The 17,031-nt window shown below is 45.8% G+C and carries 9 protein-coding genes and 1 pseudogene; 6 read left to right on the top strand and 4 right to left on the bottom strand.

The window, feature by feature from the left end:
• Window positions 1-88 precede the first annotated feature (88 nt).
• Window positions 89-3,052, bottom strand: coding sequence for a bifunctional diguanylate cyclase/phosphodiesterase (locus CEX98_RS06525; RefSeq protein WP_099641300.1), 2,964 nt, complete (start codon window positions 3,050-3,052; stop codon window positions 89-91).
• Between the two features lie 363 nt (window positions 3,053-3,415).
• On the opposite strand from CEX98_RS06525, the gene CEX98_RS06530 reads away from it, so the two are divergent.
• Window positions 3,416-4,570, top strand: a complete 1,155-nt coding sequence (locus CEX98_RS06530) for a chorismate mutase (RefSeq protein WP_099641301.1) — start codon at window positions 3,416-3,418, stop codon at window positions 4,568-4,570.
• A 136-nt stretch (window positions 4,571-4,706) separates the two neighbouring features.
• On the opposite strand, the gene CEX98_RS06535 is transcribed toward CEX98_RS06530, so the two are convergent.
• Window positions 4,707-7,547: a discoidin domain-containing protein gene (locus tag CEX98_RS06535; protein ID WP_099641302.1), complete on the bottom strand. Its 2,841-nt coding sequence runs from the start codon at window positions 7,545-7,547 to the stop codon at window positions 4,707-4,709.
• Between the two features lie 142 nt (window positions 7,548-7,689).
• Window positions 7,690-10,673, bottom strand: a pseudogene (locus tag CEX98_RS06540) (TonB-dependent receptor).
• Between the two features lie 384 nt (window positions 10,674-11,057).
• Here CEX98_RS06540 and CEX98_RS06545 point away from each other — a divergent pair.
• Complete coding sequence (locus CEX98_RS06545; RefSeq protein ID WP_099641303.1) at window positions 11,058-11,807, top strand: copper homeostasis protein CutC; 750 nt, start codon at window positions 11,058-11,060, stop codon at window positions 11,805-11,807.
• Window positions 11,804-12,676, top strand: coding sequence for a BadF/BadG/BcrA/BcrD ATPase family protein (locus CEX98_RS06550; protein ID WP_099641304.1), 873 nt, complete (start codon window positions 11,804-11,806; stop codon window positions 12,674-12,676). Before CEX98_RS06545 ends, CEX98_RS06550 begins: the two co-directional genes overlap by 4 nt.
• Here CEX98_RS06550 and CEX98_RS06555 read toward each other — a convergent pair.
• On the bottom strand, window positions 12,644-13,378 hold the full coding sequence (locus tag CEX98_RS06555; protein ID WP_099641305.1) for an AraC family transcriptional regulator: 735 nt from the start codon (window positions 13,376-13,378) through the stop codon (window positions 12,644-12,646). The two genes, CEX98_RS06550 and CEX98_RS06555, sit on opposite strands and share 33 nt — an antisense overlap.
• Window positions 13,379-13,536: 158 nt before the next feature.
• Between CEX98_RS06555 and CEX98_RS06560 the strand changes: the two genes are divergently transcribed.
• Genes CEX98_RS06560 through CEX98_RS06570 form a run of 3 tightly spaced genes read left to right on the top strand, consistent with a single transcriptional unit; the run spans window position 13,537 to window position 16,990 of the window.
• On the top strand, window positions 13,537-14,697 hold the full coding sequence (locus CEX98_RS06560) for a Gfo/Idh/MocA family protein (protein ID WP_099641306.1): 1,161 nt from the start codon (window positions 13,537-13,539) through the stop codon (window positions 14,695-14,697).
• A gap of 6 nt (window positions 14,698-14,703) precedes the next feature.
• Entirely contained in the window at window positions 14,704-15,759 is a 1,056-nt protein-coding gene (locus tag CEX98_RS06565; RefSeq protein ID WP_099641307.1) for a sugar phosphate isomerase/epimerase family protein, read from the top strand.
• A gap of 13 nt (window positions 15,760-15,772) precedes the next feature.
• Window positions 15,773-16,990 (top strand): MFS transporter, encoded by a 1,218-nt coding sequence (locus CEX98_RS06570; RefSeq protein WP_099641308.1) that lies wholly within the window; start codon window positions 15,773-15,775, stop codon window positions 16,988-16,990.
• Window positions 16,991-17,031: the final 41 nt, after the last annotated feature.

Here is a 17,031-nt window from a genome sequence, read left to right on the forward strand (position 1 = left end):
GGAGCAAGTCTCACTCTTATCCCATTTTTTCTTAACTAGTTGCTCAATTTGATGCGCGCATTGTGTTAATAGTTTCTATAACAAACAACTAGACCGCAGGCGCGAATCTAAATATCCCCGACTCGTTGAGCGGAGCACTGTAGTAATACCCTTGCACAATAAAGCAGTTATTCTTTGCTAAGAATGTCATTTGTGCTTCGGTTTCCACCCCTTCGGCAATCACCTGTAAATTAAGTTTCTGTGCCATCGCGATAATCGCTGCTGTTATTTCCATATCGTTTGGATCTTCAGGAATATCTTTAACAAAAGAGCGATCGATTTTAAGTACATCGACGGGGAAACGCTTAATGTAGCTCAGTGATGAGTACCCCGTCCCAAAATCATCAATAGACAAAGACACGCCTAGCGCTTTAATGTCTTTAAGCTGCGCTATAGCTGCCTCTACATCACCCATTAGCATACTTTCAGTCAGCTCAAGGTGCAGATGTGTTGGCTCAATTTTGGTTCGTGCAATAATATCCGACAACGTCTTTATCAATTGGGCATCTTTAAACTGTCGTGCCGACAAGTTAATAGACACATTGGGGGTTTTGCCCGCAACTTTTAAGCGATGAGAGAATCCGCACGCTTCTTCTAAAACCCAAGCACCTAACTCTACAATTAAGCCTGTGGCTTCTGCAATTGGAATAAATTTACTTGGTGGGATAGCCCCTTCAGTCGGGTGAAACCAGCGGATCAGTGCTTCATAGCCCACCACCTCGCCACTTTGACTATTTACTTGAGGCTGATAGTGAAGCGTAAACTGTTGTGCTTTTATTGCCGTGCGCAACTCATTTTCAATATACAAACGTTCGTTTGCTGCCGCGTCTAAGTCTTGGCTGTAGAAGTGGTATGTATTGCGGCCCTTCGCTTTTGCCTGATACATTGCCAAGTCAGCATGTTTGAGTAGTTGTTCTTCTTCTTTACTATCAAACGGTGCCATTGTGATACCAATACTGGCACTAACGATGACTTCGTTATTACCCAGTTTTATCGGTTCTGACAACGTTTTCTGAATAATATTCGCCACTTCCATGGCATTTTCTCTCTCATTGATACCACTGAGTAGCACCGCAAATTCATCACCACCTAACCTGGCAATGGTATCCTCAGCACGAAGGCGTTTTTTCAGACGCGTAGCCACTTCAAGGAGTAAACGGTCACCCGCATCGTGGCCGAGCGTATCGTTGATACGTTTAAACTCATCCAAATCAAAGTAGAATAAAGCAAATGCGTAATGACCACGCTCAGCCAAGGCCATTGATTTTCGCAGCTGCATTCTAAAGAAAGTACGATTAGCAAGACCTGTTAAGGTATCAAAATAGGCAAGCTCTTCCATCTTGCGCTGACTTTCTTTAACAAAAGAAATATCTTGAGCTGAGGCAACATAACTAGAAATTGCCCCTCCCTCTTCGCGAATCGGTGACACACTTAAGCTCACCCAAATTGGTGCGTCTCTTTCCCCTGCCAACATAGTATCGCCACGCCAGTAATTACGGCTACGCAGGTCAATGTCGATATCATCTATCAAAATTGCCATGTCTTTGGAGATAATACTGAGTAGCGGCGAACCAATAAAATGCTGTTCGTCATATCCAGTCATTTCTTGCATTTTTGGGTTAACGTACTCAATTTGAAAGTGTTCATTAGTAAGCACCACACCAGTGCCAGAAAACGCAACTGCCTTAGAGAGCCGATTGGCTGCTTTTTCGGCAATTTCTTTTTCGGTAATACGCTGGTTTAAGCCATCAACGAGCTGCTTAATTTCTAAGCTCATATCATTAAAAGAGGCGTTGAGTTGGCCTATTTCGTCATCGGTATGTGGGAGTGTAGGCATATCCCACTGACCACGACCAAACCCTTTCACGGCCTTAACCAAAGTATTGATACGCTTAAGTACCAGCTGATAGAGTACCTGATGCAATAATATCGCGACGAAAATAGCATAGAGGATAAACAACCCAAAAAACTTTACCTTGAGCTCTTCAATTGCAGAAATCGCCGACGCCCGCTTTTTATAAATACCGATATACCAGTCTAAATTAGCGATATGAGTCACATGCATAATGTGCCACTGATCTTTATACTTAAACTCATCTTGTATATTAGGCAGCTTAGTACGGAGCGCCCCTTGTACTATTTTGCTTAGGTCTTCTGGCAGTTTGGTGTAATCAACTAACTTGCTAGTAGCCGCTGTTGTTTTGAATAAACCGGGAGCGGCCAGCAGCCTGCCCTGCTTATCAAAAACAATAAAGCCTTGTTGTTGATCTGCCCTTGGGAGTTTTTCCAGCAAGGTTGCTAACTCAATGTCACTACCAGTTAAGCCAATATAATCATCATGAAAATAGAGCGGCACTAAAATGCTGATCACCCACTTATTCCATACCCGATCAAAATATACTCCCGACCATACGGCTTCGCGAGTTGGATTTTGTTCCGCCTGTAATATGGGGAGATTGTGTAGCTGGTTGTTTACTAACCTTGGATCTTTTGCCAGCAGCGCATTGGGCGGAGCCACTCGAACAAAACCATCTTGAGTGGACAAATAAAAGTTAAAAAAGTCTTGGAGTAAAGGGGGAGCCAATATATTCCACAGCAGCTCAGATTCAGAAAACAGTTTTTGCATAGACTGCAAGTTGGCATCGCCAGTATACATGGCAGCAGAGAGCCCATTTTTCGCTGTGCTCGCGAGGCTATCGCCACGTTTATCAACGTTTGCATGTGCCCCAGAAAGGTCATGAACACCATGGAGTAGGTGTTTAGATACCACCGAGTTTGCCTGCTCGGCCAAGCTCGACTTTAGGTCCAGATAACTTGAAAACTGGTTATTCACCTGCGCGCTAAAGCGCTTGAGCTCATCATACTCTTCGTAGATTAATTGTTTTTCTTCAGATTTTAGCATCAATGCCGCAGCAACGACGCCTGATATCAAACAAACAGCCGATATCAACATTGACAATTTTACGCTTAAAGAGCTTGCACCATATCTTGATGGCGGGCGACGATTACCCACAAGTCAGCCTATTCTATTATTTACTGTGGTGTGTTGCTTGAATATACCAGAATATATTTCGACGTGCCAATAAGTTACGTTTGATTAACGTATAACCCCGACGTTTGTCCTGTACCATCTTTAAAACACCAAGAGATTTTTCTCTATTCGCCCAAAGTAGTACTTGTTTTATCGATAAGTTCTATGCTAATAATGTAATCACTTTCAAAGTAAGGTTTGAATCAATGAATTTAATCACACGCAACATGTATTTCTTTTTTGGCTTCTTTAGGTGAAGAGGCTTGACTGTTCGCGAGTGAAAAAGAATAGCTAAGCCTCCCAACATCGGGAGGCTTTTTTTTGGCTAAATGGGAGTGAGGACCTATGACACAAGACACATTAAATGCCCTTCGGCATGACATTAACGAAATAGACTCAGAATTATTGATTCTATTAGCAAAGCGACGACGGATCAGCCACAGTGTGCTGGAATATAAAATTGCCAACAATAAGCCTATCCGTGATGAAGCTCGAGAAGAAGCATTACTAGAAAAGCTGATCCGCTATGGCAAGTCACTCGGACTAGATGCCTTCTACATTAACAGCGTGTTCCAAACTATTTTGGAAGACTCAGTGTTAAATCAACAAGCGATGCTGCAAAAGAGTCTAAACCCAGACACTGTGGGCGATACTCACAGAGTGGCTTATTTGGGCGGACAAGGCTCGTATAGCCAGCTGGCGTGCCACAAATATTTTAGTCGTCGACCGGGTAAATTGGTTGAAATGGGCTGTCAAAGCTTTGATCAAATCACCGAGCACGTAGAAAAAGGTCAGGCAGACTTTGGTATTCTGCCGATAGAAAACACCAGCTCCGGTAGTATCAACGAAGTATTTGACTTGTTGCAGCATGCTCAAGTGTCCATCGTTGGTGAAGTCACTCATACTGTTGAACATTGCTTGTTGGCCTTGCCTGATACCGAGCTACATGCCATTGATAAAATTTATGCTCACCCGCAACCTTTTGCTCAATGTAGCCGCTTTATTCAAGGCCTTGGTGATATTCAGCACGAAACCTGTGACTCTACCTCCAGTGCACTAAAACATGCTGCCGAGCACCCTAATAGTGCCGCTATAGGATCAGCACAAGCGGGTAAAAACATGGGATTAGAAGTCGTAAAATCTGGATTGGCCAACCAAACTGAAAACCACAGTCGCTTTATTGTTGTGGCTCGTAAATCATTACAGGTATCCACTCAGATCCCAACAAAAACCAGCTTAATCATGGCGACTAAACAGCAAGTAGGCTCGCTTGCGGACGCCCTAATGGTCTTTAAACAGCATAATATCAATATGGTTAAACTAGAATCGCGTCCAGTTCCGGGTAACCCTTGGGAAGAAGTATTCTACGTGGACTTACTTGCAAATATCGCTGACTCGCGAGTACAGGTTGCTCTTGAAGAGTTAAAAGATCATACCCAGTTTGTACGCGTGTTAGGTTGCTATCAAAGTGAGTCGTTACAAGCGGTAGAAGTATTGTAATACCAATTAAATCACTCTCATAGAGAACAAAAAGCCAGAACGCACACTCGCATTCTGGCTTTTTTGGTTGAGTTGGATACTAATCCGTTTACTTAATACATTTGGTATTAAATCAACATAAAGTCACCTAGCAGTGCTACTGCGCACTTAGACCAAGGAGCTCAATTTCTGAGATCTGTACTAAACCATCATTATTAGCATTCTTACTAATACTTAGACGATAGCTGGAGTAAGCGAACGCATTGGAAAAAGCAAAGGTTTTTCGAGATAACCTATCATCCCAGCTTTCCCCTACCCAACTGGCCACTTCAGTCCATGTTTCACCACCATCATTTGAACCCAGTAATTGGAAGTTTTCAGGATCGCGTTCAGGTGCATCATTCGCACTGGTGATTGCCAAACCACTCACAATCTGTGGTGCAGTAAAATCAGCTTGGATCCAAGATGGTGATTCCTCTGTTGGCGGGCCTTGCCACTCATTGTGATCTAGCCATTTTGTCTCGATATCGTTATCAAACGCTTTTTGTTCACTTTCTGCATCTCCAATACGATTCCGGGCGGTAAAGCTAGTTCCAGCCAAATCAGACAAATCTTCAAGAGCGTACTGCGGTCCAGCCAACTCAATTTCCGCGATTTGCACTAGGCCATCGTTATTGGCGTTTTTACTGATAGCTAAGCGATAATATGAATAAGCAAGACCGTTAGAAAATGTAAAGGCTCGACGCTCAAAGCGAGACTCAAACGACTCTCCCACCCAAGTGTTTAACACTTGCCAGGTTTCACCATCATGAGAGGCCAACAATTGGAAGTTTTCAGGATCACGTTCAGGTGCATCATTAGCGCTAGTGATATACAAAGTATTCACTGCCTGCGCCTGTGGTAAGTTGACTTGGATCCATGCTGGGTTTTCAGGCGTTGGAGGCCCTTGCCAGTCATTATGATCTAACCATTTAGTGTCGAGGTTTTTATCGAATGCTTGAGCCGCGCCCTCAGCGTCGCTAATACTAAAGCGTGCTGAATAACTTGCACCTTGAACTTGAGCATGATCTAAGCCCGACACCTCAGGTCCAATTAGCTCTACTTCAGCGAGCTGCATCAAACCATCATTGTTTTTATTTTTGGTAACTTCAAGACGGTAGCTTTGGTATGGCAGTTGGTTTGCAACCATAAAGCTTTGTCGCTCACCTCGCGCTTCGAAGGACTCACCAACCCATTGACCCAACGATAGCCAAGTTAAGCCATCGTCGTTAGAGCCATATAGAGCAAAGTTCTCAGGGTCACGCTCAGGCGCATCATTGGCACTGGTAATAGCCAGCTGATTAACGGCTACAGCTTCATTAAAGTTAACCTGTAGCCAAGACGGTGCTTCTACCGTTGGTGGCCCCTGCCAATCATTGTGATCAAGCCATTTGGTTGTAGGGTCGTTATCAAATGCTTTATCTTGATTTTCCGCTTCGCCAATACTATTACTTGCCGTCACCGCAAACGTTACTGTATCGGTGTGATCAACACTTGGATAAACAGGCCCCACAAACTGGATTTCACCAATTTGCAATAACCCATCATTGTTTTTATTTTTAGTAACTTCAAGACGATAGCTGGTGTACTTCTGAGCGTTGCTAAATACAAAGCCTTGGCGCTCAAAACGCGCTTCAAAGGAAGCACCGACCACATCCCCTAATTTCACCCAAGTCGCCCCCGCATCATTCGATGCTAACAATGCAAAGTTTTCGGGATCACGTTCAGGCGCATCATTGGCACTGGTAATATACACACCACTTATCGCTTTAGCCGTTGCAAAGTCCACTTGGATCCAAGAGGGGGATGCTTCGGTCGGTGGACCTTGCCAGTCATTATGGTCTAGCCATTTCGTTTGCGGGTCGCCATCAAATGCTTTATCTGCACTTTCAGCATCACTAATTGCATTTCTTGCTGTCGCCGTTGCCCCCGCCGTCATGACTTGTTGCATCGGCCCACTAGAAATAGGTTCATCGAATAAAGGTAAGGATAAATCCATGATGCTGTCCGCGCTGAGATCTAGCTGTGCGGTCACAGGGTGTGCCTCAAGTGCACTATAAATAGGCAGGCGAAGTGCTTCTAATGCAGCTTCATCGTCGCCAAGTGCAGCGTTAAGGTTATTCATCGCAGTTGTCAAAACAGTCTGAAGCGAACCTTGTTCATCAAACTGTGCAAATGCGGCATTGAGTAAAGACAACTTTTGAATACTAGGTGACACATAAGTCATTTCACAGCTTTGCTCACCAGCCTCGGACGTAGTGCATTGCTCACCCAGTTCAAAATTTGATAGCTGCTCGGCACTAACAACAGGCAGTTCAAACACATTGGTATTGCTCGTTTGCCAGCCCAGCGCGCGCAGCAATAATGCAGACATCTCTGCTTTTGCCAAAGCCATAAGCTCTGCTGTCGCAACGTTGCGACCAGCTGAAATTTGTTGCTCCACCAGCATAGTTGCAAGCGTCGTCAAAGCGTTTATTTGCAAAGTGGTGTCGGCATGGCCATCGGCACTGGTACCATAAGGCACTGCCACTTGGCTTAACGTTGTTAACGTCACCCCAGATAAATAATCACCACTGACCATTTCGCCAAGCCCCGCCGCGCCACACTGAATGGCATCACAACGCATCTGCGACTGCTCACTTGTTGTAGCTGACACTTTAATCGTGGAGTTAATACCAAACCCAGCTTCACCGGTAAGTTCAATAAACAGTTCACCGGCTTGATCTGAACTCGTATTGCCACCCATGGTCATGGTTGTACCATTCAGTGCGGTTACTGCTATATCCGCTTGGCTCAGGACACCTTTTACCACAGAGCCAGATACTTCGGCGGTAGTCACGGCAGGTGTCACAGGAATGTCTTCGACTTTAGGGTCGTCGCTCCCCCCGCCACATGCAGCTAGCACGCTGGTAGCTACAATCAGCGGCACTGCATTTCTAATTTTATTATACATTTTCATCTCGTTACCTTTTTAGATATCAAGCCACGCTGGTATGCGACTTGCTCTAACAGCCACAAGCAAGTGTTGACGCTTATCGTTTTACTATTGTTGTTTCAGCGTAACGCTTACTTGCCTCTTTTTTGATTGTGTTCACCCAACATCAAAAGCGATAGGTGATCCCTGCGTAATAACGCTGTCCGGTATAACTACTGCTCCTTAACCTCGCCTTTGAATCTTTGCCATAAAAAGTGCGTGGTTCTTCTTTGGTAAGATTGATCACAGATGCCGTCAACACTAGATTTTCCATCAAGTTGTAGGAAGCATTAACGTCTATCTGTTGGTAAGGTTCCTGATACACCGTAAGTCCATCAGCTAGCCCTAATGCGGTTTCACCTCGACGGTTATAGGATGCGCGAACACTAAAGGTGTCATTTTCGTAATACCCGGAGAAATTGAATTGGTTATCGGCACTGCCCACCAAAGCAGATTCCCCAACCTTTTCACCATCAACGCTAATATCTGCCTGATTGGTGTCATTCAGGGTATAGTTGACGTTAATCCCAAAGCCATTATCAAAAGCGTGCTGAGCAAACAGCTCAATGCCTCGTGACGTGCATTGGTGCCATTGGCTGTGGTGGTAAATGGCGTAACGGTAATGTCTCCAGGTGGCACAATTTCTGCGCCCGTAAATGGATTGGTAAATCCTTCAAATGGTCTGACTGATGTAATAATCAAAGGCACAATAAAGTTATCAACTTCTTTGTTAAATAGCGCAACCCCAACTGCCGAGCCTTCGCCATAGTAATACTCCGCGGATAAGTCCATTTGCACTGACTCAAACGGCTTCAGGGCCTTATTGCCACCTGAACCGCGCCACCCGGGTTCAACTGGGTTGCCTCTAAATTCAAGTCGGTCATCTGCCCATTCTTGTGAGATAAAGGTCAATTGCTCTGGCGCCCCCATGTCGTTGAATGGCGCGCGAGACATGGTTTTTGCAATTGCACCACGCACCACTAAGTTGTCGCTGGCATCCCAGACAATATTAAAACTAGGTAAAAACTGAGAATCCGTGACGGTTCGAGCCGTAGTGGTTTCTACATCAATAAGACGCTCGTCACCCAAGATATCCTCCTCGGTAACATCATCAATATCATCGAGGAAGTAATTGATTTTATCTGAGGACATGATCTGCGTTTCAGTCTCCACATAACGCACACCAATGTTGCCTCTAAAGTCACCAAAGGAAAAGTCTGCCTGAAGATAAGCGGCCATGATCTCTTCTTCAATATCAAACACAAAATCGGGTTCTCTACGAGTGTGCTTAACATATTCACTGGTGACGATTTCGCGATACCGGTCCCAATTAATGGTTGGCATGGTATTGACTTCAAAGCCTCCAGGGATATTTTGTTCTGATGTCGCGTTCAAAATATCTTCCAGTTTTGGCATGCCGCCAATCCACTGATAAGACACTTCATCAATGGCCCCTTGGCTGAACGGATCTAGCTCACCACTGGCTATCTTATCGGCCCCTGCTTGAGTGATGAAGAAGGTATTATTGGTCTCTCTGTGTAGGGTAGCCTTTCGGTATTTAGCCCCCACTCGCAGTGTATCTACAATGCCATACCCCACCCGATAATCTAAATCGAGTTGCGCATAATCTTCTTCTAAGTCACTCACCACAAAGCTGGAGCCGGTAGAACCTGGGTCTGGATCACCTGCAACTCCTGCTTGCAGATTGGAAAGTAACGCGGGGTCTGCATACAAGGATACTCTATCGCCTAATCGCCACCCTGCAAACGAGGCTGCATTTTCAACCATCCCAGAATCACTGCGACTTGCAGGTTGTCCGCTCTTGTACGCCGCACTCCAAGATTCAGAAGGACCGCCGCTGGCACGAGTGTGACCAAACTTGCCGCGCAGATCATACAAGTCTCCGGCATATTCAAACGCAAAATCATAGGTGTCTGAGGTGTCTTTTTCTTTTGTGTAGCTACCAATTATCCATGGGAATTCAAGGTTTCCTTCCGTACCTCCAGCACCGGTGGTGAAATCCATGCCGGTAACAACCATGCCCGAGTCATCCACAGTGATACCGGTGAGAAAGTCGGGATTATATTTCCACTCAGGGATCCACATTTGCGACGTGGTGCGGTTTTGCCCGAGCTCAAAATGGAAATGATTGAAAGTCAATGATAAGTCATCATTTGGACGCCACTGAAGCGTCGCCTGTAACCCTTGGCGCTCACGCTTTTCTTTAGTTACTCCAACGCCCGCAACCTGTGGAGCCCAAACCCCATCGTATACATTGCCATAAGCATCTTCTAACGCCGCAAAACGTCTTGAGCTGTCGGCAATCACATTACCATTAACATCAGTGGCAGGCAGTTCAGAACTCGTTGCCCAGCGCCAACCGCCGCCACCTGACATATCACCGCCTAACGAGCGGTTAGTTCTGTCTTGTTTGGTGTAGCCAACCAGAAGACCAAAGGTTTCATCGTCGTTTTTCCACGAATACACACCGCTAAAATTAGGCTCATATTCTTCTGTCACATCGGCGTAAGTATACTCAAGATTGAACGCTCCAGAATTGGCATCCATATCGAGTGGTTTGCGGCTGTGTAAAATAACTGTACCGCCCACCCCACCTTCATCTAATCTCGCTTCGGATGATTTAAATACTTCAACCGATTGCACCATAGTTGCAGGTAACAACGAATAACTAAACGAGCGTGACGGCGAGCCTGGTGAAGACGCAATAAAGTTGCCATTGAGCTGAGTAAAGGTAAGGTCCGATGACAGACCGCGAATGCTAACATTCTCCCCTTCCCCGCCACTTCGAGAAATGACAACACCGGGAACCCGTTGCAGTGAATCAGCAACGTTTTTATCAGGAAACTTTCCGATATCTTCAGCGGTAATCGCATCAACAATGGCGTTTGATAGTCGCTTTATTGCCAAGTTTTCTGCCATGGACGCACGGATCCCGCGCACCTCAATGGTCTCAATCTCCTGCGCTTCCTCTTTATTGGTTTCTTCAGCCATTGCCCAGTTAGTAGCTGATAACATAGCGAGGACCAGTGCAGACTTACTAAATTGCCGCGACCTTCCTGTCGCATAGCGTCTGTTATTATTATTGGCCATTCCTATCTCCAAGATTTTTATAATTTATAAAGTAATGACGTCCCTTGCTGCTCCATGACGCATTACTTTGTGACGACCCTTTTTTGTTTCCCTATCGGGGTAAATGGTTTGTGAAGCACTCGTTCAGAATAGGAGTGCTCTACAAAAAGTGATAATAGAATTTCGGTTTGCACTAAGACAAAATCGGCGTTTAGGTCAAAAAAAGATCCAATTTAAATTCCCTTGGTTTATAGTCTAGTTAACATAAAAACTCATTATTAGTTTCTATTTTCGGCAATTTAAAAGCGTTCAAAACATGTGTAACCAAATGTTTTTATTGAACTAATTAAATATTCAAAACCGGAGATTTTAAACTTTAAAAATATTCAACTTCAAGAGAAAAATATGAATTTGGCGAACAATTCAGGTAAAAACTTGGAAATATGCCTCAACAGCCTCCCTTCAGATTTGTTGCAACAAAATGTACAAACTGCTTTTGCATCTGGCGCAACAAGGGTAGAACTTTGCAGTAACTTGCGCTGCGGCGGGCTAACTCCAGCAACCCATGCAATCACCGCAGTTTCGCAACTGCTACCTTGTACTGGAGAATGTATTGTTATGCTGCGAAACGAAGCACATTTTTTTATCGATGCGACCATACTCAAACAATTACAGCGAGCGCTCGAATTAATCGCAGCAGCTGGCGCCACCGGTGTTGCCCTAGGTTTTATTGATCACCGCAAGGAGATTGCCAAAGCGTATTGCCAGTCGCTGATTGCGAGCGCCAAATCACTCGGGCTAAGCGTGACTTTTCATCGTGCTTTTGACGCTGCACAGCATTGGCAACATGCAGCCGATACGCTACTAGAGCTCGGCGTTGACCGGGTGCTTAGCGCTGGCAGTCCATGGCTCAGCCAGCAAAGTGCAATACAAAATATAACACGCCTTGAGAACTTGCTTTATGCCTTAAAGGGTCAAATTGAGCTGGTTATTGGCGGTGGAGTAGACAGTAAAAGTGCCGCCACATTGTGGACCCTTAGCGAGCTTGGGCCCTTGTCTCTGCATGCTCATTCAGATGCGCATAACACCAACGGTGAAGTCTGTTCGCAACGTGTTAAAGCGCTCATTACGGCAAAGCAACGGGAAGCACAATGACAGCAACTAAACTTTTTCTTGGCATTGATGGCGGTGGTACTAAGTGCAAAGTACGCCTAGAAGATGATAATAAACAGCTGCTTGCAGAGGCGACCAGCGGGCCTGCTAATATCGCCACCTCGGCTTCTCAAGCACAAGAAGCAATATTGAGTGCCACAATGACAGCGCTGACAAAGGCAAAGTTGCCCGCAAGTGCAGTCAACCACATTCACGCTTTTGCGGGTCTAGCCGGTGCAAATGTGAGTCATGCCTGTATGGCAATGCGAGAATGGCAGGCTCCATTTGCTCATTTTGACTTCACCACCGATGCCCATATTGCCTGTCTTGGTGCGCATCAATACCATGATGGCGGCATTATTATTTTAGGCACTGGGTTTTGCGCAGGACTCGTCAAGCAGGGCTCGTTTAGTGAAATAGGTGGCCATGGACTATGGTTAAGTGATGGTGCCAGCGGCGCTTGGATTGGACTAAGCCTAGTCAAATACGCACTGGAAGTACTCGATACGATTTCTCCTAGTAGCTTGCTTATCGAAACGCTCCTAGCACAACTCAACTGTCACTGTACTGAGGACTTAGTGGCGTTGACATTACATGCTTCTCCGCACTACTTTGCCCAGTTCGCTCCTTTGGTGTTTAGCAACTCACAAGACCCATATGCGCTGCGCATATTACAATCAGCTGCGCACTTTATTGAACGCTACTTGTACCACTTACAGCACAAGGGTGCAGATAAAGTGGCGTTGGTTGGCGGTATTGCACAGCCTATTCGCCCTTGGCTACATGATGAATTTGCTGCGCTGTTGGTGCCACCTGCATTGCCGCCAGAGCATGCCGCTTTATCGCTCGCTCGACGCCAGTTCCTTACGTAGCTGGGAAGGAATTTCACCGAATAGTCTTCGAAACTGCTTACTAAAATAGCTCGGTTCCGCAAACCCGCATTGATAAGCCACTTGTGAAACGGGTAAACGCGTCTCTACGAGGAGCTTTCGGGCATTTTCGAGCCTCACTTCGTTAATAAATTGATTTGGGGTTTTGGCAAGGTGCTTCTTGAATCGGCGCTCCAATGCACTGACGGACAGGTGAGCAAGTTCAGCCAACTCTTCGATACAAATATGACGATGATAATGCGCTCGAATAAACTCAACCGGTGCCTCAATGGCTCTCACATGAGAGAGCGCCTTTGAGGTTTTTGCTAAATGCCGAGTGACTCCGTAGGTGCCCATAATGGCATTATCCTCATCCAATAAAATTTTCTTTGAGGTGGAAAACCACGCCAACTCTCCTCCTGTGGTTTGGTTTAATTCTAGCCTGTCGGTTACCACAAACCCTTCCATTACCCGTTTGTCATCATTGACGTATTGAAAGGCCAAATGTTGAGGTGAGAAGTCAAAATCTGTTTTTAACAGGATTTGATCCAGTGTTTTGTACCCTTGATGCTCAACAAATTGCTGGTTTGCATGCACAATTCTACTTTTTGTATCTTTTACCCAAAAGAGAATATCTGGGATCAAATCAAACGCCGCAATGAGTTGATTTACGCCTGCTTTATTTAAAAGGGTTTGCTCTTCCATTACGCCCATCCTGCGCTAAAACGTGAATTTCATATTTTATTTTAAACGCCGATTTTGTTGCATTGTCAACCGAATTTTTATTATCACCTTGATGCATCTGTTACCTATTATCAATAACATCAGATTAACTTACCTCGATAACTCGATGGAGCTAAACGATGGATAATTACAAAATCCGCATGGCCATGGTAGGCGGTGGCGAAGGCGCGTTTATAGGCGCAGTACACCGTATGGCTGCGCGCCTAGATGGTCAGATTGAGCTGGTTGCGGGTGCATTTAGCGCCGATCCGCACAAAAGTACGGCAATGGGCAAGCAGTTAGGATTAGCGCCACACCGTTGCTATGACAATTACGAGACGTTACTCCGTCAAGAAGCCGCGCTTCCAGAATCGGAGCGTATTCACTTTGTTGCCATCGTGACCCCAAACCATTTGCACTTTCCTATTGCTGTTGCCGCAATTAAGCATGGCTTTCACGTATTAAGCGATAAACCAGCAACGCTGAATTTGTCTGAAGCGTTACAACTACAATCCTTGCTACAAGGCACACACAGCTTATACGGCTTAACCCATACGTATACGGGCTATCCTATGGTGAAAGAAGCACGTCACCGTATTGCCACAGGCGAACTTGGCACTATCCGTAAAGTGGTGGTTGAGTATAGCCAAGGGTGGTTGGCAAGCGCTGATGATGAAAATAGTAAGCAAGCAAGTTGGCGTTTGGATGCCAGTAAATCTGGGATTAGCTGCTGTATGGGAGACATAGGTGTACACGCGGCCAATTTAGCGGAATACGTCAGTGGCTTGGAGATTGAGTCTCTTTGTGCTGACTTGAATACAGTCGTGCCTGGGCGACAACTTGATGACGATGGTACGGTTTTATTGCGCTTCGACAATGGTGCAAAAGGCCTGCTCATGGCAAGTCAAATAGCACTTGGGGAAGAAAACAATCTGACTCTCAAAATAGTTGGCGACAAAGCTAGCATAGAGTGGTCACAAATGGAGCCCAATAGTTTATGGCTGAAGTTTGCCAATGCTCCTGCACAGTTGATCCGTACCGGAGTTGGCATGCTAAGCCAAGCGGCCAGTAATGCCACCCGTATTCCAGCAGGACATCCCGAAGGTTACTTAGAAGCGTTTGCAAATATCTATCTTAACTTCGCCAATTTGATCCGTGCCCATCAACAGCAGCCAACGGTGCAACCTGATGAGTTTGACGTGCCTAGCATCAAAGCCGCAATTCGCGGCATGGCTTTTATCGAAAACGCGGTAGCCGCAAGTGCAAAAGACACTAAATGGCACCCCTTTACCATTGGATAAAAAATAATGAAGCAAATTAAAGGACCCGCTATTTTTCTCGCACAGTTTGTCTCTGATCAAGCACCATTTAATGACTTTAATTCAATTTGTCAGTGGGCTGCTGGTCTTGGCTATAAAGGTATTCAGCTGCCGAGTTGGGAGTCGCGATTGTTCGACTTACAAAAAGCCGCTGAAAGCCAAGATTATTGCGATGAGATCACTGGTATTGCAGCCGAACATGGGCTTACTATTTCAGAGCTGTCGACGCACCTTCAGGGCCAACTTGTCGCTGTGCATCCAGCATATGACCAAATGTTTGATGGCTTTGCACCTAGATCGGTGCATGGATCGCCACAGGCTAAAATGGAATGGGCCAAAGCTCAACTGATGCTGGCCGCCAGCGCCAGTGCCAAACTTGGCTTAACCAGCCATGCTAGTTTTTCTGGCGCCTTGTTATGGCACACGTTTTATCCTTGGCCGCAACGCCCTAGTGGTTTAGTTGAACAAGGTTTTGAGGAACTAGCAAAACGTTGGTTACCAATTTTAAATCGCTTTGACGAAGTTGGCGTGGATCTCTGCTACGAGCTCCACCCGGGCGAAGATCTTCACGATGGGGTGACTTTTGAACGCTTTTTAGCGGTCACTAATAATCATCCTCGTGCCAATATCCTCTACGACCCCAGTCACTTTGTATTGCAACAATTGGACTACTTAGCGTTTATCGACATCTACCATGAACGTATTAAAGCGTTTCATGTGAAAGATGCGGAATTTATCCCCAATGGCCGCTGCGGTGTGTACGGCGGATACCAAGGATGGCAACAACGGCCAGGACGATTTCGTTCATTAGGCGATGGGCAGGTCGACTTTAAGAAAATATTCAGTAAGTTAACACAGTATGGCTTTGACGGTTGGGCAGTGTTGGAATGGGAGTGCTGTATTAAGCATCCAGAAGATGGGGCCAAAGAAGGCGCTGAATTTATCAACCAACATCTGATCAGACCAACTGAAAAAGCCTTTGATGATTTTGCTGGAAGTTGCACAGACACCGAACGCAATAATCAGATACTCGGCATAAAATAACAGGACAACGACCATGAATAATAATAATCATAATCGCACCGTCTTTCAGCTCTGCTGCCTTGCACTGGTCGTCACGTCAATGACGTTTGCGATCCGCGCAGGGATCTTAGGGCAATTAGGCGAGCAGTTTGGTCTTACCGATACCGAACTTGGCTGGGTCAATGCTATGGCATTTCTCGGCTTTCCCGTCGCCACTATGCTAGGTGGCGCAATTTATAATGCCATCGGGGCGAAAAAACTAGTCGCCCTCGCCTTTATCTGTCACTTCGCGGGGCTGGTTTTAACCATTACCGCAGACGGCTTTTGGCTGTTGTTGATCTCAACATTTTTAATCGGTTTTGCTAACGGCTCTGTAGAAGCTGGCTGTAACCCATTAATTGCAGAAATGTATCCGAAAAACACAACGACCATGCTTAACCGCTTCCACGTTTGGTTTCCGGGCGGCATCGTGATTGGTGCGCTGGCTTCCAACGCGATGACCGCATCGGGCTTTAACTGGCAATGGCAGGTCGCGTTAATTTTAATTCCAACCATAGTGTATGGTGCCATGATGGTTAAGTCGCAATTCCCTGAATTTGACCGTACTGAGCACTCTACCACCAGCAATCTTAAGCACTTATTTTCACCCTTATACCTATTTTTGATTTGCTGTATGACGCTAACCGCAACGACCGAACTTGGCACACAGCAGTGGATTGAACGCATATTGGGGGCTTCGGGCGCCTCACCTATGATGATCCTTGCGCTGATCACCGGTTTAATGGCGCTAGGTCGCTTCTTTGCCGGGCCTATTGTGCACCGTTTTAATCCAACGGGGGTGCTGTTGGGGTCAGCGGTGTTAGCAACAGCAGGGATTTTCATGATGAGTCAAGCGCAAGGGTCAGCGATCTATTTGGCGGCCGTGCTATTTGCCTTGGGTGTCACTTATTTTTGGCCAACCATGCTGGGGTGTGTTGCAGAGTACACACCAAAAACAGGGGCGCTTGGTATGTCATTAATGGGCGGCGCTGGCATGTTTGCTGTCAGTATGTGGAACCCTGTGATTGGCAGCTGGATAGATTCAGCAAGACTCGAGGCGCAAGCAGCTAACTTAGGTTCTCAGCAAGCCGACCTGGTTGCAGGTCAAGCTGTGCTTGAAAACATCCTACTGTTTCCAGCAATTTTAATTGCCGCCTTTATCGGCCTTTACCTCTATATCAATAAAAATAAACGCGTTGAGAAATACGCGTAATACCCTTTGTATTAAGTAGCAACAAGTAAAAAGTGAACAGA

It is taken from the genome of Pseudoalteromonas piscicida (assembly GCF_002744175.1).
Taxonomy (GTDB): Bacteria; Pseudomonadota; Gammaproteobacteria; order Enterobacterales; family Alteromonadaceae; genus Pseudoalteromonas; species Pseudoalteromonas piscicida_B.

What these genes read in the sequence shown, in the direction of transcription:
- CEX98_RS06530 (WP_099641301.1), top strand. Translation starts at nt 3,416, where the DNA reads ATGACACAAGACACATTAAATGCCCTTCGGCATGACATTAACGAAATA.
- CEX98_RS06535 (WP_099641302.1), bottom strand. Translation starts at nt 7,547, where the DNA reads ATGAAAATGTATAATAAAATTAGAAATGCAGTGCCGCTGATTGTAGCT.
- CEX98_RS06545 (WP_099641303.1), top strand. Translation starts at nt 11,058, where the DNA reads ATGAATTTGGCGAACAATTCAGGTAAAAACTTGGAAATATGCCTCAAC.
- CEX98_RS06550 (WP_099641304.1), top strand. Translation starts at nt 11,804, where the DNA reads ATGACAGCAACTAAACTTTTTCTTGGCATTGATGGCGGTGGTACTAAG.
- CEX98_RS06555 (WP_099641305.1), bottom strand. Translation starts at nt 13,378, where the DNA reads ATGGAAGAGCAAACCCTTTTAAATAAAGCAGGCGTAAATCAACTCATT.
- CEX98_RS06560 (WP_099641306.1), top strand. Translation starts at nt 13,537, where the DNA reads ATGGATAATTACAAAATCCGCATGGCCATGGTAGGCGGTGGCGAAGGC.
- CEX98_RS06565 (WP_099641307.1), top strand. Translation starts at nt 14,704, where the DNA reads ATGAAGCAAATTAAAGGACCCGCTATTTTTCTCGCACAGTTTGTCTCT.
- CEX98_RS06570 (WP_099641308.1), top strand. Translation starts at nt 15,773, where the DNA reads ATGAATAATAATAATCATAATCGCACCGTCTTTCAGCTCTGCTGCCTT.